Below are 17,246 nucleotides of genomic sequence, written 5' to 3'. Positions count from 1 at the left end.
CGGGCTCACGCGAGCTGGACGAGCGCCGAGCCGGCCAGCAGGAGAGCGAGCCCGAGCACGCGTGACGGCGTGAGCGGGCGGCGCGGCATGCCGAACCAGCCGAAGCGGTCGACGGCGGCCGACGCGAGCTGCTGCCCCGACACCGTCAGCGCGACCGTGACGGCGGCGCCGATCACCGGCAGCAGCAGGAACGTGCCGGTGACGTAGGTCGCCGCGCAGATGCCGCCGAGCCAGCCCCACCAGGGCATGCTCGGCAGCGCCCGCAGCCGCGGTGCGGGCGTGCGGCGCAGCGCGAGCAGCGCCAGCAGCACGGCCGCGATCGCGAGCGTGGCGACCGTGAAGCTGATCGTGCCGACCGCGAGCGGCGCCCCGACCTGCTCGCGGAGCCGGGCGTTGACCGCGCCCTGCACCGGGAGTCCGGCGCCGGCCAGCAGGCCGAGCGTCACCCAGCCGGCACGGTGGCGCGGGGCGTCGAGCTCGGTGGCCGGCGCGATGGTCTCGCGCGCGCCGACCAGCACCGGTGCGCGTCGGTACAGGCCCGCGCGCTGGGAGCGGACCACCGTCGCGATCCCGGCGACCACGGTCGCCGCGCCGAGCACGCGTCCGGCGCTCAGCTGCTGCACCGGCACCGCCAGCCAGCCGGCGGTGTCGAGGACGAGCGACATCAGCACCTGACCGGCGACGAACAGGCCGACGGCGCTGAGCGCGCCGAGCCGTGGCAGCAGCAGGATGCCCGCCGTGATGTAGAGCGGGCTGGCGAGACCGCCGAGGAGGAGCCAGCCGGGCTGCACGTGCGGTACGGCCGAGACCGCTCCGATCGCGCCGGTCGCCGCGGCCACCGCCGCGAGTGACAGCGCTGCGACGGCGAGCTGCACCGTCGAGGCGCCGAAGGGGGTGCCGACGGTGGCGCTGAGTCGTTGGTTGACCGAGGCCTGCACGGCGAGCAGGCCGCCGACCAGCAGGGCCGAGAGCGCCAGCAGCAGAGTCATGGGGACACCTCCGGGAGCAAGAACTGGACACGTTGTCCAGATGATCAATCGGACATGGTGTCCGGTTATTCCCGTACCCTGGGGGGATGCGCGACAGGCATCGGCCACGAAGGTCCGGCGTCGTCCTTCTCGACACGCCGGCGCTGCGTCGGGACGGGACCGTGCACGAGCGCGCCGACGCGGCCCGGAACCGGCAGCGCGTGCTCGAGGCGGCGCGCAGGCTGTTCGCGGAGCGCGACCCCGCCACCGTGACGATGGGCGACATCGCCGAGGCCGCAGGGGTCGGGCGCGCGACGGTGTACCGGCGGTTCCCGACGACCGCCGCGGTCGCCGTCGCGCTGCTCGACGAGCACGAGAGGACGCTGCAGGAGGCGATGGTCGGCGGCCCGCCACCGCTCGGTCCGGGGGCCCCGCCGGCCGACCGGCTCGCGGCCTTCTACGAGGCGATGGTCACGCTCCTCGAGGAGCACCTGCCGCTCGCGCTCGGTGCCGAGACCGGCGCGAGCAGGTTCGCCACGGGCGCCTACGGCTCCTGGCGGCTGCACGTGCGCGGGCTGCTCGCCGCCGCGGGCGTGCCCGACCCCGACGCCGAGGTCGACCTCGTGCTCGCGCCGCTGGCTCCCGAGGTGTTCCGGCACCAGCGGCACGACCTGGGGCTGAGCGCCGAACGGATCGCGACCGCGCTGCGCCGTCAGGCGCATGCGCTGCTCGGCGAGGTGACGGCGTCGCCGGGCTGAGCGGCGGCAGGCGTACCGTCGGGGGATGACCGACGCCGGGCCCTGGGTGCCCGCGCGGCGCGTGCTGCCGGCGCTGGCGGAGGCGGCGACCGCCTGCCGCGGCTGCGAGCTGTGGCAGGACGCCACCCAGGTGGTCTTCGGCGCCGGCCCGGCCTCGGCTCGGCTGCTGCTCGTGGGCGAGCAGCCCGGCGACCACGAGGACGTCGAGGGCGAGCCGTTCGTGGGCCCGGCGGGCCGTGTGCTGGAACAGGCGCTCGCGGCCGCGGGCGTCACGCGCGAGCAGGCCTACCTGACCAACGCCGTCAAGCACTTCAGGTTCGACCAGCGCGGTCCGCGGCGGATCCACAAGAAGCCGGGCGTCGCGCACGTGACGGCGTGCCACCCGTGGCTGGTCGCCGAGCTGGAGGCGGTACGCCCCGCGGTCGTCGTCGCGCTCGGCGCGACCGCCGGGCGTGCGGTCCTCGGCCGACCCGTGCGCGTGACGGCGGAGCGCGGCCGCGTGCTCGACGGCCCCGAGGCGGTCGGCGCTGTCGTGCTCACCACGCACCCCTCGGCGCTGCTGCGGCTGCGGGGGCGCGGCGGCTACGACGAGGCGTTCGCGGCACTGGTCGCCGACCTGCGGACCGCGGCGGCCGCCGGCTGAGGCGCCTCAGGAGGCGGAGTAGACCATCCCCATCGCCTCGCGCACCTCGGCGAGCGTCGCGTCGGCGATCTCGTTGGCGCGGGCGTTGCCCTCGGCGAGCACGCTCGCGACGTAGCCCGGATCGGCCTCGAGCTCGCGCCGGCGCTGCCGGATCGGGCGCAGGTGCTCGTTGACCACCTCGGTGACGAGGCGCTTGAGGCCACCACCGCCGCCGTCGCCGATCTCGTCGGCGATCGCGACCGGGTCGCGGTCGGACAGCGTCGCGGCCATCCGCAGCAGGCTCGCGACCTCGGGGCGGTTGTCGAGGTCGTAGGTGATCGTGCGGTTGGAGTCGGTGACGGCGCGCTTGATCTGCTTCGCGGTCTCGTCCTCGGTCATCGCGAGGTCGATCGTGTTGCCCTTGGACTTGCTCATCTTGGTGCCGTCGACGCCGAGCACGTTGACCGACTCCGCGAGCAGCGCGTCGGGGGAGGGGAACACCTGGCGGCCGCCCGCGTAGCGGTCGTTGAAGCGGCGCGCGACGACGCGCGTCTGCTCGAGGTGCGGCAGCTGGTCCTTGCCGACCGGCACGAGGTTGGCCTTGCAGAACAGGATGTCCGCCGCCTGGTGCACCGGGTAGGTGAGCAGCAGCCCGCTCATCGGGCGACCGCCCGTGGCGTCGTGCTCGGCCTTGACCGTCGGATTGCGCCGCAGCTCGGAGTCGGTCACCAGGCTGAGGAACGGCAGCATCAGCTGGTTGAGCGCCGGGACCGCGGAGTGCGCGAACACCGTCGAGCGGGCCGGGTCGATGCCGACCGCGAGGTAGTCGGTGACGACGTCGCGCACGCGGTCGGCGATCGACCCGATCTCGTCGCGGTCGGTGATCACCTGGTAGTCCGCGACGAGGATCATCGTCTCGACGCCGAGGTCCTGCAGCCGCACCCGGTTGCGCAGCGTCGCGAGGTAGTGGCCCATGTGCAGCCGGCCGGTCGGCCGGTCACCGGTGAGCACGCGGAACTGCGAGGGGTCGACCTCGAGCTGCGCCTCGATCTGCGCGCTGCGCGTCTGCGCGGTCAGCAACGACCGGTCGGAGATCTCGTCGGGCTCGAAGTCGGGGGCGTCGTCGAACGGCTCGGTGGTCACCGGAAGAGGTTACTGAGGTCCGGCGGGTGCCTCGGCACCACCGCCGTCGGCCAGGTCGATCGCGACGACCGGAAGCAGGTCCTGCGCGGTCCCGAGGCCCTCGGACATCGCCGACGACAGCACGCTCCACGCGACCGGGTGCGCCTCGGCGTAGCGCGCGAGCACGGCCACCGCGGCCTCGTGCGGCAGCTCGTGCGCGGTCGCCGGCACGGACCCCAGCGCGCCGCTGCTCACCCGCACGCCGGGGTGGGCGCGCACGTTGCGGAGCCAGTCCGCGCGCTCGCCGGTGCCGGACACGACGACGAAGCGCCCTGGGGAGGGGCGCTCGACCACCTCCAGGACGACCCGGCGCACCAGCCCCGACCGGCGGCCACGGTGCTCCAGCATCAGCAGCCGGTCGCCCAACCAGCGGCCCAGACCGCGGCGGTACAGCGCGATCGGGGAGCGGACGAACCAGCGGGTGCGCAGCAGCGCGGCGACCGCTCGGGTGACCAGGGCGGGCACGGGGCGGCGAGCGGTCATGGCGTCGACGGTAGCCCTCCCGGGCGGGACGGTTCCACGCGCCGGGCACGGGGTACCGGACGGAGGCGGCACGCCCGCCGGAGGCCGCCGGATCGGGAATCCTTCGGGCATCTCCTTCGTTATGTCAAGCAGAGAACACCACCGACCGAGAGGGACATGTGAGGAAGCGCAAGTACGAGGAGCTTGAGCTCGACGACGGCACCGTCGTGCGCTACCGGCGTCACGACAACGGCGGCGGCATGGTCGCGATGCGCGCCCAGGCGGACCCGAGCGCACGCATCGAGGAGACCGCGTGGGTCGACCCCGACGCCACGGTGTGCGCCGATGCCCGGCTGGGCCCGGGGTGCTGGGTGGAGCCCGGTGCCCGCGTCGAGAAGGGGGCCTACCTCGCCACCGCCGTCCACGTCGGCCCCGACGCGGTCGTGGGCCCGTACGCGCGGATCGGCAGCCGCACCCGCCTGGGGGCGGGCGCGCACGTGCTCGCCCGCGTCACCGTCGGCACCGACCTCGAGATCCCGGCCGGTGCACGGGTGACGTCCGCGGGCGTGGAGCAGGAGGCCCGGGCCGCCTGAGGCCGGTGGGCCGCCGCTCAGATCGCGCGGCCCACCACCCGGCCGGTGAGCAGGCAGCCGCCGAGGAACGTGCCCTCGAGCGAGCGGCTGCCGTGGATGCCGCCGCCGCCGAACCCGGCGGCCTCGCCGACCGCCCAGAGCCCCGGCAGCACCTCGCCGTCGGGGCACAGCACCCGGCCGGTGACGTCGGTGTGCAGGCCGCCGAGCGTCTTGCGGGTGAGTGCGCGCAGCCGCACGGCGAGCAACGGCCCGTCCTCGGGCCGCGTGAGCGGCGCCGGCTCGGCCACCCGCATCCGCCTGTCGACGACGTAGCTGCGCGCCCGTCGGATCTCCTCGATCTGCGGGTCGCCCCCCGCGGTGACCGCGGCGTCGCGCGCCGCGACCACCTCCGCGAGCGCGCTCGCGGAGATCTGCGAGGTCCCGGTGAGGGCGTTCATGCCCGCCGCGAGCCCGGCGACGTCGTCGGCCCACACGAAGTCGGGCGAGGTCTTCGCGAACTCGACGACCGGGGTGGCGCCGCTCGTCACCCGCTTGAGCAGCTGCCGCACGCTCTTGCCGGTGAGGTCGGGGTTCATGTCGGAGCCGGAGAACGCGAACTCCTTGACCATGACCGCCTTGTTGAGCACGAACCACGAGTGCTCGTGGCCGTGCTCGGTCAGGTGCATGAGCGCACCGAGGGCGTCGAAGCCGGGGAACAGCGGCGCGGGCAGCCGGTGGCCGTCGGCGTCGAGCCACAGCGCGCTCGGACCGGGCAGGATCCGCACCCCGTGGCGGCTCCATACCGGCGGCTGCATCGGCAGCCCCTCCGGGTAGTGCCACATCCGGTCGGTGTGCACGATCGCGGCGCCCGCGGCGGCGGCGCGGTCGAGCACCACGCCGTCGGTCGAGTCGGGCACGCCAGAGAGCAGGTCCTGCGGCAGCCGGCCCGCGGCGCGCGGCCACAGCGAGCGCACCAGCTCGTGGTTGGCGCCGATGCCACCGGTCGCGACGACGACCGCCTCCGCCGTCACCTGCTCCTCGCCGACGACCTCGCGCGAGCTGGGGCGTCCACGCCCGGGCGCGTCGTCGGCGAGCACGTCCGCCCGCACGCCGACGACGGCACCGCCGACGGTGAGGAGGTCGGTGACGCGGCGCCGGAACCGGACGTCGAGGGTGCCGGCCGCGCGGGCATCGCGCGCCGCGCGCACGAACGGCTCCAGGATCGCCGGACCGGTGCCCCACGTGACGTGGAAGCGCGGCACGGTGTTGCCGCGACCGTGCGTGGCGTGCCCGCCCCGCTCCGCCCACTGCACGAGCGGGAACCACCGCACGCCCTTGGCGCGCAGCCAGGGCCGCAGCTCGCCCGCGGCGAGCTCGACGTAGGCCTGCGCCCACGCGTAGCCGTTGCGGTCCGGGCCTTCACCGCGATCGGCGCCCTCGGCGAAGTCGGCGGAGGCGAGCCAGTCGGCGAGCGCGAGGTCGGGGGAGTCGCGCACGCCCAGACGCCGTTGCTCGGGGGAGTCGACGAGCAGCAGCCCGCCGAAGGACCACCAGGCCTGCCCGCCCAGCGCGCCGGCCGGCTCGGCGTCGAGCAGCGTCACGCGCCTGCCCCGCGCCACCAGCTCGGTGGCGGTGACCAGCCCGGAGAGACCGGCTCCCACGACGACGACGTCGGTGTCTGTCATGACCCGCACCCTAGCGAGACCCCCCGCAGCAGGTTTCAACCCACTTCTGCCCCTCGACAGGTTTCAACCCACTCCTGCCGCGCGAGCCGCTCTCGACCTGCTCGGGATGGCAGGCGCCGGTCGAGACCCTGGGGGCAGAAGTGGGTTGACTCCGGGAGAGGGGGCAGAAGTGGGTCGACAGCGGCTAGGCGTCCTCGCCGATCTCGCCCTCGGTGGCGGCGCGGCGGTCGGCCTCGGCGCTGTCGACGGCGTCGTCGTCGAGGTCGGTGTCGAGCGGGCGCTCGTCCTCGCCGAGCAGCGTCGTGTCGTCGCCCTCGTCGTCGGGCAGCGGGACCACGGGCGGGGTGGGGGTGCTGGTCATGACGCTCTCCTTCGAGTCGGTGGTCCGTCCACGCTACGTCGCAGCCGTCGCGCGCGCCCTGCCGACCCGGGGGGTCGGTGGATCTCGCTCAGGCGCCGAGGTAGAGCCGCACGCTGAGCCCGGGCACCGTCGTGACGGTGCCGCCGTGCACCGTGACCGGCTCGTGCCCCGTGGGGCGCTCCCACACCGAGTCCCACACGAGCTCGAACCCCCGGCCGACATCGGGCACGGTCACCTGCACGTCGTTCGCCGCTCCGTTGACCACCAGCAGCATGTCGCGGCCGTGCTCCTCGGGGCTGACCCGGTACTTCTGCAGCACGCGCCGGTGCGGGTCGTGCCACAGGTCGATCGTCAGGGCCTCGCCGTGCTCGTCGAACCACACGAGCGTGGGCCGGCCCGAGCGCGCCTCGTCCGGGCGGCGGAACCGCCACGGCCGCAGCACGACGTGCTCGCGCCGCAGCGCCGTCAGGTGCGCGACAGTGGCCAGCAGGTCGCGCTGGTGCTCGTCGAGGTCCCAGTCGAGGGCGAGCCAGGAGTCGTCGCCGTCGATCGGCGCGCAGTAGGCGTTGTTGTTGCCGTGCTGGGTGCGGGCGATCTCGTCACCAGCGGTGAGCATCGGCGTGCCCGCCGACAGCAGCAGCGTCCCGAGCAGGTTGCGGCGGCTGCGGCGGCGGGCGGCAAGCACCTCGGGGTCGTCGGTCGGGCCCTCGACGCCGTGGTTCCACGAGCGGTTGTCGTCGCTGCCGTCGCGGTTGTCCTCGCCGTTCGCCTCGTTGTGCTTGACGTCGTAGGAGGTGAGGTCGGCGAGCGTGAAGCCGTCGTGCGCCGTCACGAAGTTGACCGAGGCGACCGGCCCGCGCCCGCCGGGCACGCCCGTGTGGGCGAACATGTCGGCCGAGCCCGCCAGCCGGGTGGCGAGGTCGCGCAGGTCGTGGCCGTGGCCACCGCCGGCGATCGTGGCCGCGTCGCGCAGCCAGAAGGTGCGCAGGCAGTCGCGGTAGCGGTCGTTCCACTCGGCGATCGGGGCGGGGAAGCGCCCGGTCTGCCAGCCGTGCGGCCCGACGTCCCACGGCTCGGCGATCAGCTTGACGCCGGACAGCACCGGGTCGGACGCGAGGGCCACGAGGAACGGGTGCCCCATGTCGACCTGCGCGCCGCGCCGGGCGAGCGTCGTCATGAGGTCGAACCGGAAGCCGTCGACGCCGACCTGCTCCACCCAGTACCGCAGCGAGTCCAGCGTCATCTGCACGGTGCGCTGGTGGCGGAAGTCCAGCGAGTTGCCGCAGCCGGTGACGTCGAGGTAGCGCGCCGCGGCGGAGCCGTCGTGGAGGTAGTAGCCGAGGTCGTCGAGACCACGCCACGACAGCGTGGGGCCGTCGACGCCGCCCTCGCACGTGTGGTTGTGAACGACGTCGAGCAGCACCTCGATGCCCGCCTCGTGCAGCAGCTGCACCATGCCCTTGACCTCGTCGAGGACGGCGGCCGGCCCGGCCTCCTGGGCGGCGCGGGTCGCGTAGCCGGGCTCGGGGGCGAAGTACGCGAGCGTGTTGTAGCCCCAGTGGTTGACGACGCCGCGCCGCGTGAGGGCGGGCTCGGTCATCTTCGCGTGGATCGGGAGCAGCTCGACGGCGGTCGCCCCGACCTGCCGCAGGTGCGCGATCGTCGCCGGGTGGGCCAGCCCGGCGTAGGTGCCGCGCAGGTGCTCGGGGACGTCCGGCAGCCGCAGCGTCAGCCCGCGCACGTGGGCCTCGTAGACGACCGTGCGGCTCCACGTCGTGCCCGGGCGGTTGGCGACGCCGCCGCCGGGCCGGTCCTCGAGCACGACGCCGTGCGCGACGAACGGGGCGGAGTCGCGCTCGTCGGGGTGGTCGACGGGCAGCGGCCGCAGGTCGTCGCCGACCGGGTGCCCGTAGATCTCGGGTCGCAGCTCGACCTGCCCGGCGAGGCCCCGTGCGTAGGGGTCCAGCAGGAGCTTCGCGGGGTTGTGCCGCAGCCCGTGGACCGGCTCCCACGGGCCCGCGACACGGAAGCCGTAGCGCTGCCCGGCCGCGACGCCCGGCACGTGCGCGTGCCAGCACCCGTGCAGCCGCGGCAGGAGCTCGACGCGCCTCTCGGTGCGCGCCTCGTCGTCGCCGTCGAGCAGGCACAGCCAGACGGCGTCGGCGAACGGGGCGCTGACGACGACGTCGACGCCGTCGCCCTCGAGGTGCACCCCGAACCGCTCGGGTCGCACCGCGGGCGTCGTCGCTCGCGTGACCTCGACGAGCGTCACGGCCTTCTCGGCGGTCTGGGTCATCTCTCATGCCTTCGACGGGACCGTCCCACGGTAGTGGGCCCGACGGCGTCCGGCGCCGCGCCACGGCCCGCCGGCGGGTGCGCGTGGCGTGATGCGGACAACGCCCGCCGGCAGCGGGTTGCGGCCCCGTGGCGTGGCAGGCTGAGGGCATGCGCGTCGCAGTCCTCGTCAAGCACGTCCCGGAGCTGTTGAGCGACCGTGGTCTCGACGACGCCGGGCGCACCCTGCGCACGGCGGACGACTCGACCCTCAACGAGGTCGACGAGAACGCCGTCGAGGCCGCCCTGCAGCTCGTCGCCGACACCGGCGGCGAGGTGGTCGCGGTCACCCTCGGCCCGGCGATCGCCGTCGACGCCCTGCGCCGGGCGCTCGCGATGGGTGCTCACCGCGCGGTGCACCTCACCGGCCCCGAGCTCGCAGGCGGCGACGTCGTCGCCACGGCGCGCGTGCTCGCCGCGGCCGTGCGCCACCTCGCCGCCGAGGCCCCGGTCGACGTCGTGCTCACCGGTCTCGCCGCGCTCGACGGCCTGGGCTCGGTGGTCCCGTCGCTCGTCGCCGCCGACCTCGGCTGGCCACAGCTGACCGTCGTCGAGGAGCTCGGCGTCGACGGCGACGTCCTCGTCGCCCGCCGCGAGCTCGACGGCGTGACCGAGCGCTGGCGGGCGACCACGCCCGCGGTCGTGTCGGTCATCGACACCGCGAACGAGCCGCGGCTGCCTCGCATGAAGGACCTGATGGCGGCGCGCTCCGCCGAGGTGACCACGCTCGGCGCGGAGGACCTCGGGCTGGCCCCCGACGCCGTCGGCGCGGCCGGCTCGCGCACCCGGGTCGTGCGGGCCGAGCGCCGGCCCCCGCACCCCGGGCCCGAGATCGTGACCGACGACGACGGCGAGGGCGGCCGCCGGCTGGCCGAGTTCCTCGTCTCGCGCGACCTGGTGGGAGGCACCCGATGACCGCTGCGACCGTGCTCGTCGTCGCCCTCGGCGAGGTGCGCTCGCCCGTCCTGGAGTCGGTGACGCTCGCGCGCACCCTCGGCACCCCGGTGCTGCTGTCGCTGCAGCCGCTGTCGGAGGCCGACACCGACGCGCTCGGCCGTGCCGGCGTCGCCCGCGCACTGGTCGCCGACCTGGGCGAGGCCCGGCACGCGCCCGCCGTGGCCGGCCGCGCGGTCGCGACCGCGGCGGAGGCCACCGGCGCGACGGTCGTGCTGCTGCCGACCTCGTTCGTGGCCAAGGAGGCCGCGGCGCACGCCGCGTTCCTGCTCGACGCCGGTCTGCTGGTCGACGTCGCCACGCTGCGCCTGGAGTCCGGCGAGCTCGTCGGCGGCAAGCGCGTCTTCGCCGGCACCTGGGAGACCGAGTGCGCGGTGACCAGCCCGGTCGCCGTTGCGACCGTGCGCGCCAACGCGATCGTCGCGGCGGACGCCCCCGAGGCCGTGACCACCGCCGTCGAGCCGCTGTCGGTGGACGCGACCCTGCCGCGCGGGCTCGTGCTCGACGAGCACGAGGAGCACCCGCGCGCCGAGGGCCGCCCGGCCCTGGCCGAGGCCGCGGTCGTCGTCGCCGGCGGGCGGGGGACCGAGGGCGACTTCGCCGCCGTCGAGGAGCTCGCGGACGCGCTCGGCGCCGCGATCGGCACGACGCGCGACTGCGTCGACGAGGGGTGGCAGCCGCACGACGCCCAGATCGGCCAGACCGGCGTGACCATCGCGCCGCGCCTCTACATCGGCGCCGGCATCTCGGGTGCACCGCACCACCACGGCGGCATGCAGGCCTCGGGCACGATCGTGGCGGTCAACGTCGACCCCGACGCGCCGCTGGTGCAGATCGCCGACCTCGCGGTGATCGGCGACCTGCAGGAGATCCTGCCGGCCGCGGCGCAGGCGATCCGGGAGCACCGCGAGTCATGACGGCACCGCTCGTCCTCCTCGACCTCGACGGCACCCTCAGCGACTCCGCGCCCGGCATCGTGCGCTCGGCCCGGCACGCGCTGACGACGCTCGGGCTGCCGGTGCCCTCCGACGCGCAGCTGCGCGCCTTCGTGGGCCCGCCGCTCCCGGTGGCGCTGCGCGCGCACGGCGTGCCCGAGGACCGGCTGCTCGACGGCGTCGCGGCCTACCGCGAGGCGTTCGAGGCGGGCGGCATGTGGGAGTCGGAGCTCTTCGACGGCATCCCCGAGCAGCTGCGGCTGCTGCGCGAGGCGGGTTGCACGCTCGCGGTGGCGACGTCGAAGCCCGAGGTGTACGCCCGTCCGATCTGCGAGCGTCGCGGTGTCGACGTGCTGGTCGACGGCGTCTACGGCGCACCGCTGGACCACGTGCCCTCGACCAAGGCGAGCGTGATCACGCACGCGCTCGCCGAGCTGGGGCCGCAGCGGGTGCCCGGCACCGAGCGCATCCTCATGGTCGGCGACCGCCACCACGACGTCGAGGGCGCCGCCGAGCACGGCATCGCCTGCCTGGGCGTCGGGTGGGGCTACGGCGAGCCGGGCGAGCTCGACGGCGCGGTCGGCGTGGTCCCCGACGTCGCCTCGCTCGCCGCGGCTGTGCTCGACCACCTCGCGGGCGTCTCGGACGCCGCGCTGCCGGCGGGGAGCCACCGGTGACCTCGCCGACGCCGGCGCGCACCCGGCTGGCCTGGGCACAGCTGCCCGCGCACGTGCAGCAGGCGGTCGTCGAGCAGGTCGGCGCCGAGGTCGTCGAGGCGACGAGCCACGAGGGCGGCTACTCGCCCGGCATGGCGGCGACGCTGCGCACCGCCGCGGGGGAGCGCGTGTTCGTCAAGGCCGTCTCGAGCGGTTTCCACGAGCGCAGCGCCGAGCTCTACCGGGACGAGGCCCGCGTCAACGGGCTGCTCCCCGACGGCGTGCCGGCGCCACGGATGCGGTGGGTCGTCGACGACGGCGAGTGGGTCGCGATGGGGTTCGACGCGGCCGACTCCTCGCTCGAGGTGCCGTGGCGACCCGACGACCTCGCGGCCGCGCTCGAGCTGTTCACGGCCATGGCCGCCGTGCCGGCACCCGCCGGTCTGGGCTCGGCGGCGGACTTCTTCGGCGGCATGCCGTCGTGGGCCGATGCGGCGCGCGAGGGTGCCGACCTCGGCTCGTGGGACCCGTGGGTCGCCGAGCACCTCGACCTCCTCGTCGAGCTCAGCATCGACTGGGCGCAGGCGTCCGTCGGCGACCGTCTCGGGCACTGCGACGCGCGCGCCGACAACATGGTGCGGCTCGGCGACCGCGTGCTGCTCACCGACTGGCCCTACGCGGCCGCCGCCGCGCCCTGGGTCGACCTGCTGTGCTTCCTGCCCAGCGCAGAGCTCGAGGGCGCGGGGCGGGCAGCCGAGATCTGGGCGTCGCACCCGCTCGGGCGGGCCGCCGACCAGGCCCGCGCCACCGCGCTGCTCGCCGGCATCACCGGGTTCTTCGTGCACGGCAGCGTCCAGCCGCCGCCGCCCGGGATCCCGCACCTGCGCGCCTACCAGCGTGCCCAGGGCGAGGTGGCGCTGGCCTGGCTGCGGCAGCGGCTGGCGGACGGCCTGGCCGGCCCCGTGTGACGCCGTCCCGCGACCGGACGACCCCTCAGACGGCGGAGGCGACCGCCGAGATCGCCGCGCCCGGCCACAGCAGGAACCAGATCAGTGAGCGTCCCGCGAGACAGCGGCCACGGTGCTTCGCGGAGGCCGCGAGCGCGATCAGCGCCACGAGGTAGAACAGCAGCAGCAGCCCCAGCACGACCGCCGTCGCACCCGGCACCTGCCGCACCCCGGGCGTGAACGCCACGCCGACCACGAGCGCGTAGAGCGCGAGCGTGAGCAGGGGCGAGACGACGCCCAGCCAGATCGCGTGCCCGACACCCTGGCCGCGGAACCAGGGGCGCACCGGGCGCCCGCAGGGGCAGCGTTGGAACCCCGGCGTCAGCGGCGGCTCGGCGGGGTCGGGTGCGCCGACGGTGCCGTAGGGCTGGTGCGAGGGCTGCGTGCTCATCGCCGCCACGTTAGCCGGGCTTGGGGACGTCACCGGGCCACGTGGGCGGGCAGGACTGCCCGCGTCACGGCAGCTCGAGCCGCGCGACCTCGTCGAACCCGATCGCGATCATCGCGTCGTCGTGGACCGAGGTGTAGATGCCGTAGCGGTTGCGGCGCTGCCACAGCTCCTCGCCGGTGTCGGCGTCCAGCCCGACCATCGTGTACGCGTCGAGCACCGTGGTGCCGCCGACGGTCAGCACCTCGTCGACGTAGTCGCCGTCCTCGCCCACGTCGTGGACCCACAGGACCTCGTCGACGTCGTCCGCGAGCCGCACGACGACGCGGCCGTCCTGCTCGAGGTACGCGGCCTGGGCGTCGCCGGCGGCGCTCGGGCCCATCGCCGTGCCGGTGAAGCTGTTCGTGCGCGGCCGGAACCGGTGGATCGCCGGACCCGTCACCTCGCCGGTCTCCCAGTCGATCGGCATCACCTCGAACCTCTGGGTGACCGCGGCCGGGCGCGCGTCGGAGGTGTCGGTGACGTAGGCGAGCTGCAGGTCCGGCAGCGACCACACCACCTGGCCGTCGAGGTCGCGCCGGTTGATCCCGGCCTCGTCCTGGCAGAAGTACCGGTCGTGCGCCGGGGTGGCGCGCAGGCACTCGTGGGCGACGACGGTGCCCGCCACCGGGTCGATGATCGCCACGCCGGGCGTCACCCAGAGCATCATCAGCCCGTCGTCGAGATCGCGCCACCGGGGCCGCTCCATCGTCGCGTCGGCGGCGTCGGACCTGCCCATGTCGCTCGCGAGCAGGTCGTCGAAGAGGTGCTCGGCGCCGTCGACGGTCGCGAGGTCGGTCGTCCAGAGCAGCTCGCCGTCGAGGCCGAGCGCCGTCAGGTCGGCGTGCGGGGCCGGGTTCGCCGGCCCGACGACGACCAGCGCGTCGGGGCCGGCGTGCACGGTGACCACGTCGCGCACCGGGGCCTCGGCCGTGGCGAGGTCCTCGCCGGTCGTGATGTCGACCCGGTGGTAGACCCAGCCGCCGTCCTCGGGCGCGAGGCACGCGACGGCGCCGTCGAACGCCTGGTCGCCGCACAGCACGCCGGGCAGGTCGCGCGTCCAGCGGACCGTGCCGTCGGCGGGGTCGATGCCCGCGAGCGCGTCGGGCTCGTGGTTGCGGCCGTACCCGACGACGAGCATCTCGGGGTCGCTGACGAAGGACAGCCCGGTGAAGGCGCCGTCGACGCCGATCGCGATCTCGACGTCGTCGGCTGCGGCGGGGTCGAGGTCGGCCACGGTCACGACCCATGCGGTGTCGATGTCCGGCGGGGTGGTCGGGGTGGGGTCGGAGGAGGAGTCCGTGCCCGTGACGTCGTCGAGGATGCCTGCCACCATGCCGGCGAGCGCCGCTGCGGCCAGCACCAGCAGGACGGCCTTCGGGCTGCACCCGGCCCGACCGCTCGCCGGTGTGACGGGTCCCGGGGCGGGCGCGGGTGCGCCGGGTGGCACGGTGCTCGGACCGGTCCGGGTCGCCGCGGGCGCACGGCCCGACCGGACGTCTCGCCGGGCCGGTGTCGGCTGCGCCGCGTCCTCGACCGCGCCGTACGGGAGGTTGCGGCGGCGACCCCGACGCCTGCTGCGCCGCGGGGTGGCCCGCCGCGGCTCGAGCGGTGTGCCGAGGTCGACCGGGGCGGCGGCCGCCGCACCGCCGGGCGGCGGAGCGGGCTCGTAGTCCTCGCCGACCTCGTAGTCGTCCGGCTGGTCGTCGTCGGGTCGGAAGCGTGAGTCGTCTCGGTCGGTCATGGGGTGCGGTGCTCGTGCGGGGACGGGGACGGCGCGTCGGACATCGCGGGCCACGCTACCCAGACGCACCCAGCGCACTCGCGGGCAGGTCTCCCCGTGCGCGGCGGCCCGGCAGCGGCCGCCGGTCGCGGTGCGGCCGGCCACCTACACTCGATCGTCGTGACCGCCACCTACCTCGACCACGCGGCGACCACGGTCGTGCGCGAGGAGGTGGCGCGCGCCTACGCCGAGGACCTGCAGCGGCTGGGGAACCCGTCGTCGACCCATGCGTTCGGCCGCGAGGCGCGCCGCGTCCTGGAGGAGTCGCGCGAGTCGATCGCCGCCGACCTGGGTGCGCACCCGACGGAGGTCGTCCTCACCGCGGGCGGGACCGAGGCCGACAACCTGGGTGTGGTCGGCGCGTTCCACGGCGCCAGCGAGGGCCGCCGCGCGGTCGCGGTCACCGCGGTCGAGCACCCGGCGGTGCTCGATGCCGCACGCTGGCTCGGCACGGCGCAGGGTGCGGAGGTCACCGAGCTGGCCGTCGACGCCGAGGGCGTGCTCGACCTCGACGGTCTGGCCGCCCACCTGGCGCGGGTGGGGGAGCGGACCGCCGTCGTCGCCGTCATGTGGGCCAACAACGAGACCGGTGCGGTGCAGCCCGTGGCCGAGGTGGTCGCGGCCTGCGCGGCGGCCGGGGTCCCGGTCCACACCGACGCGGTCCAGGCGGTCGGGCAGCTGCCCGTGGACTTCGCGGCCAGCGGCGCCACGACGCTCGCGCTCTCCGGGCACAAGATCGGCGCACCGGTCGGCGTCGGGGCGCTGCTGGCGCGCCGCGACGCCGCCCTGGCCCCGGTGCTGCACGGCGGCGGGCAGGAGCGCGGCGTGCGCTCGGGCACCCTCGACGCGGCGGGCGCCCGCGCGCTCGCGACCGCGCTGCGGCTGGCGGTCGCCGAGCGCGAGGAGGAGACGTCCCGGCTCGCCGCGCTGCGCGACCGTCTGCAGGACGGCCTGCTCGCGCTGGTGCCCGACGCCCGGGTGCGCTCCGCCGGCGCGCCGCGCCTGCCCGGGCACCTGTTCGTGACCATCCCCGGCACCGACGCCGACGCCGTGCTCTTCGGCCTCGACGCCGCGGGCGTGGCCGCCTCGGCCGGGTCGGCCTGCACCGCCGGTGTCACCCAGCCCTCGCACGTGCTGCTCGCGATGGGCGACGACGAGGCGACGGCTCGGTCCGCCGTCCGGTTCACGCTCGGGCGCCCGACGACCGAGCGCGACGTCGAGCACGTGCTCGCGGTGCTGCCCGAGGTCGTCGCGCGGGCGCGCGCGGCCCACGCGCCGCGCCGGGCCACGGCCGCCGCAGCCACGCGTCTCGCGTCGGCGGCAGGGGCGGGTGCGCGATGAGGGTGCTGGCGGCTCTCTCGGGCGGCGTCGACTCCGCGGTCGCGGCCGCGCGTGCGGTCGACGCCGGCCACGACGTCGTCGGGGTGCACATGGCTCTGTCGCGCAGTCGCGCGCAGCACCGCACCGGCTCGCGCGGCTGCTGCTCGATCGAGGACGCCTCCGACGCCCGCCGCGCCGCCGACGTGCTCGGCATCCCGTACTACGTGTGGGACCTGTCGGAGGAGTTCGAGGAGACCGTCGTCGCCGACTTCCTCTCCGAGTACGAGGCCGGCCGCACGCCCAACCCGTGCGTGCGGTGCAACGAGCACATCAAGTTCGCCGCGCTGCTCGACCGGGCGCTCGCGCTCGGCTTCGACGCGGTGTGCACCGGGCACTACGCGCGCATCGTCGACGGGGCGGCGGGCCGGGAGCTGCACCGCGCCGTCGACCACGCCAAGGACCAGAGCTACGTGCTCGCCGTCATGGGGGCCGAGCGGCTGGAGCGCTCGCTGTTCCCGCTCGGCGACGTGCCGTCGAAGGACGTGGTGCGCGCAGAGGCGGCCGCCCGCGGGCTGTCGGTGTCGGCGAAGCCGGACTCCTACGACATCTGCTTCGTCGCCGACGGCGACACCCGCGGCTTCCTGCGGTCCCGGCTGGGCGAGAGGCCGGGTGAGATCGTCGACGAGACCGGGGCGGTCGTCGGCAGCCACCAGGGCGCGTACGGGTTCACGGTCGGGCAGCGCAAGGGCCTGGGGCTGCGCCGCCCGGCGCCCGACGGCGCGCCGCGCTACGTCGTCGCGACCGACCCGGCCGCGAACCGGGTCGTCGTGGGGCCGGCGGCGCTGCTCAGCGTCGACGAGGTCGTCGGCCGCGACGTCGTCTGGCTCGCCGAGCGGTCCGGCCGCCGGACCGACGTCACGGTGCAGGTGCGCGCGCACGGCGAGGCGGTGCCCGCGTCGGTCGAGCTCGACGGGGACCGGCTGGTCGCACGGCTGTCGGAACCGCTGCGAGGCGTCGCCGCGGGGCAGTCGCTCGTCGTCTACGACGGCACCCGCGTGCTCGGTCAGGCGAGCGTCGAGAGCGCCCGTCGCGCCGGCGCACCCGGCGCCGGCCGACGGCGTGACGGCGTGGCCGCCGCGGGCGCCGCGCCGCGCGGCTGACCTGCGGTCAGGCTGCCGGCGAGCCGTGCGGCCGCCGCTGGCCACTACAAGGGCAGTTGC

Annotated in this window: 17 protein-coding genes; 9 read left to right on the top strand and 8 right to left on the bottom strand. The window is 75.7% G+C overall.

The window, feature by feature from the left end; genetic code table 11:
- Positions 1 to 5 precede the first annotated feature (5 nt).
- On the bottom strand, positions 6 to 989 hold the full coding sequence (locus GPA02_RS04280) for a DMT family transporter (protein ID WP_156198605.1): 984 nt from the start codon (positions 987 to 989) through the stop codon (positions 6 to 8).
- An 86-nt stretch (positions 990 to 1,075) separates the two neighbouring features.
- Between GPA02_RS04280 and GPA02_RS04275 the strand changes: the two genes are divergently transcribed.
- Entirely contained in the window at positions 1,076 to 1,726 is a 651-nt protein-coding gene (locus tag GPA02_RS04275) for a TetR/AcrR family transcriptional regulator (RefSeq protein WP_156198604.1), read from the top strand.
- 25 nt (positions 1,727 to 1,751) lie between these two features.
- On the top strand, positions 1,752 to 2,369 hold the full coding sequence (locus GPA02_RS04270) for a UdgX family uracil-DNA binding protein (RefSeq protein ID WP_156198603.1): 618 nt from the start codon (positions 1,752 to 1,754) through the stop codon (positions 2,367 to 2,369).
- 6 nt (positions 2,370 to 2,375) lie between these two features.
- Here GPA02_RS04270 and trpS read toward each other — a convergent pair whose 3' ends face one another.
- A complete protein-coding gene (trpS, locus tag GPA02_RS04265) occupies positions 2,376 to 3,491 on the bottom strand; it encodes a tryptophan--tRNA ligase (RefSeq protein ID WP_193567833.1) in 1,116 nt (371 codons plus the stop codon).
- A gap of 9 nt (positions 3,492 to 3,500) precedes the next feature.
- On the bottom strand, positions 3,501 to 4,013 hold the full coding sequence (locus GPA02_RS04260) for a nitroreductase family deazaflavin-dependent oxidoreductase (protein WP_156198602.1): 513 nt from the start codon (positions 4,011 to 4,013) through the stop codon (positions 3,501 to 3,503).
- A gap of 158 nt (positions 4,014 to 4,171) precedes the next feature.
- Between GPA02_RS04260 and GPA02_RS04255 the strand changes: the two genes are divergently transcribed.
- The gene (locus GPA02_RS04255) at positions 4,172 to 4,585 is read left to right on the top strand and encodes a transferase (protein WP_240133870.1); all 414 of its coding nucleotides are present in this window, start codon (positions 4,172 to 4,174) and stop codon (positions 4,583 to 4,585) included.
- Positions 4,586 to 4,602: 17 nt separating this feature from the next.
- Here the strand turns inward: GPA02_RS04255 and GPA02_RS04250 are convergent, their stop codons facing one another.
- From GPA02_RS04250 to glgX, 3 genes are all read right to left on the bottom strand, one after another.
- Positions 4,603 to 6,249 (bottom strand): FAD-binding dehydrogenase, encoded by a 1,647-nt coding sequence (locus GPA02_RS04250; protein ID WP_156198601.1) that lies wholly within the window; start codon positions 6,247 to 6,249, stop codon positions 4,603 to 4,605.
- 184 nt (positions 6,250 to 6,433) lie between these two features.
- Entirely contained in the window at positions 6,434 to 6,610 is a 177-nt protein-coding gene (locus GPA02_RS18915; protein WP_170296829.1) for a hypothetical protein, read from the bottom strand.
- A gap of 88 nt (positions 6,611 to 6,698) precedes the next feature.
- A complete protein-coding gene (gene glgX / locus GPA02_RS04245) occupies positions 6,699 to 8,906 on the bottom strand; it encodes a glycogen debranching protein GlgX (RefSeq protein ID WP_156198600.1) in 2,208 nt (735 codons plus the stop codon).
- Between the two features lie 149 nt (positions 8,907 to 9,055).
- Here glgX and GPA02_RS04240 point away from each other — a divergent pair, with 149 nt between their 5' ends.
- Genes GPA02_RS04240 through GPA02_RS04225 form a run of 4 tightly spaced genes read left to right on the top strand, consistent with a single transcriptional unit; the run spans position 9,056 to position 12,457 of the window.
- On the top strand, positions 9,056 to 9,859 hold the full coding sequence (locus GPA02_RS04240) for an electron transfer flavoprotein subunit beta/FixA family protein (RefSeq protein ID WP_156198599.1): 804 nt from the start codon (positions 9,056 to 9,058) through the stop codon (positions 9,857 to 9,859).
- A complete protein-coding gene (locus GPA02_RS04235) occupies positions 9,856 to 10,815 on the top strand; it encodes an electron transfer flavoprotein subunit alpha/FixB family protein (protein WP_156198598.1) in 960 nt (319 codons plus the stop codon). The genes GPA02_RS04240 and GPA02_RS04235 overlap by 4 nt, the downstream gene beginning before the upstream one ends.
- A complete protein-coding gene (locus tag GPA02_RS04230) occupies positions 10,812 to 11,510 on the top strand; it encodes an HAD hydrolase-like protein (RefSeq protein WP_156198597.1) in 699 nt (232 codons plus the stop codon). The genes GPA02_RS04235 and GPA02_RS04230 overlap by 4 nt, the downstream gene beginning before the upstream one ends.
- The gene (locus GPA02_RS04225; RefSeq protein ID WP_156198596.1) at positions 11,507 to 12,457 is read left to right on the top strand and encodes a phosphotransferase family protein; all 951 of its coding nucleotides are present in this window, start codon (positions 11,507 to 11,509) and stop codon (positions 12,455 to 12,457) included. The genes GPA02_RS04230 and GPA02_RS04225 overlap by 4 nt, the downstream gene beginning before the upstream one ends.
- Positions 12,458 to 12,482: 25 nt before the next feature.
- On the opposite strand, the gene GPA02_RS04220 is transcribed toward GPA02_RS04225, so the two are convergent.
- Entirely contained in the window at positions 12,483 to 12,887 is a 405-nt protein-coding gene (locus GPA02_RS04220; RefSeq protein WP_156198595.1) for a hypothetical protein, read from the bottom strand.
- A 64-nt stretch (positions 12,888 to 12,951) separates the two neighbouring features.
- Positions 12,952 to 14,667, bottom strand: coding sequence for an outer membrane protein assembly factor BamB family protein (locus GPA02_RS04215; protein WP_156198594.1), 1,716 nt, complete (start codon positions 14,665 to 14,667; stop codon positions 12,952 to 12,954).
- 159 nt (positions 14,668 to 14,826) lie between these two features.
- Here GPA02_RS04215 and GPA02_RS04210 point away from each other — a divergent pair, with 159 nt between their 5' ends.
- Complete coding sequence (locus GPA02_RS04210) at positions 14,827 to 16,047, top strand: cysteine desulfurase family protein (protein ID WP_170296828.1); 1,221 nt, start codon at positions 14,827 to 14,829, stop codon at positions 16,045 to 16,047.
- A complete protein-coding gene (gene mnmA, locus GPA02_RS04205; RefSeq protein WP_156198593.1) occupies positions 16,044 to 17,186 on the top strand; it encodes a tRNA 2-thiouridine(34) synthase MnmA in 1,143 nt (380 codons plus the stop codon). Before GPA02_RS04210 ends, mnmA begins: the two co-directional genes overlap by 4 nt.
- Positions 17,187 to 17,246: the final 60 nt, after the last annotated feature.

Origin of the sequence: Actinotalea caeni, from assembly GCF_009733795.1 — a bacterium.
Lineage (GTDB): Bacteria > Actinomycetota > Actinomycetes > Actinomycetales > Beutenbergiaceae > Pseudactinotalea > Pseudactinotalea caeni.
Note: the sequence above shows the minus strand (reverse complement) of the source record. Positions and strands in the feature narration are given on the sequence as shown.

What these genes read in the sequence shown, in the direction of transcription:
- GPA02_RS04280 (WP_156198605.1), bottom strand. Translation starts at nt 989, where the DNA reads ATGACTCTGCTGCTGGCGCTCTCGGCCCTGCTGGTCGGCGGCCTGCTC.
- GPA02_RS18915 (WP_170296829.1), bottom strand. Translation starts at nt 6,610, where the DNA reads ATGACCAGCACCCCCACCCCGCCCGTGGTCCCGCTGCCCGACGACGAG.
- glgX (WP_156198600.1), bottom strand. Translation starts at nt 8,906, where the DNA reads ATGACCCAGACCGCCGAGAAGGCCGTGACGCTCGTCGAGGTCACGCGA.
- GPA02_RS04220 (WP_156198595.1), bottom strand. Translation starts at nt 12,887, where the DNA reads ATGAGCACGCAGCCCTCGCACCAGCCCTACGGCACCGTCGGCGCACCC.
- GPA02_RS04215 (WP_156198594.1), bottom strand. Translation starts at nt 14,667, where the DNA reads ATGACCGACCGAGACGACTCACGCTTCCGACCCGACGACGACCAGCCG.
- GPA02_RS04270 (WP_156198603.1), top strand. Translation starts at nt 1,752, where the DNA reads ATGACCGACGCCGGGCCCTGGGTGCCCGCGCGGCGCGTGCTGCCGGCG.
- GPA02_RS04250 (WP_156198601.1), bottom strand. Translation starts at nt 6,249, where the DNA reads ATGACAGACACCGACGTCGTCGTCGTGGGAGCCGGTCTCTCCGGGCTG.
- GPA02_RS04240 (WP_156198599.1), top strand. Translation starts at nt 9,056, where the DNA reads ATGCGCGTCGCAGTCCTCGTCAAGCACGTCCCGGAGCTGTTGAGCGAC.
- GPA02_RS04260 (WP_156198602.1), bottom strand. Translation starts at nt 4,013, where the DNA reads ATGACCGCTCGCCGCCCCGTGCCCGCCCTGGTCACCCGAGCGGTCGCC.
- GPA02_RS04235 (WP_156198598.1), top strand. Translation starts at nt 9,856, where the DNA reads ATGACCGCTGCGACCGTGCTCGTCGTCGCCCTCGGCGAGGTGCGCTCG.
- GPA02_RS04230 (WP_156198597.1), top strand. Translation starts at nt 10,812, where the DNA reads ATGACGGCACCGCTCGTCCTCCTCGACCTCGACGGCACCCTCAGCGAC.
- mnmA (WP_156198593.1), top strand. Translation starts at nt 16,044, where the DNA reads ATGAGGGTGCTGGCGGCTCTCTCGGGCGGCGTCGACTCCGCGGTCGCG.
- GPA02_RS04275 (WP_156198604.1), top strand. Translation starts at nt 1,076, where the DNA reads ATGCGCGACAGGCATCGGCCACGAAGGTCCGGCGTCGTCCTTCTCGAC.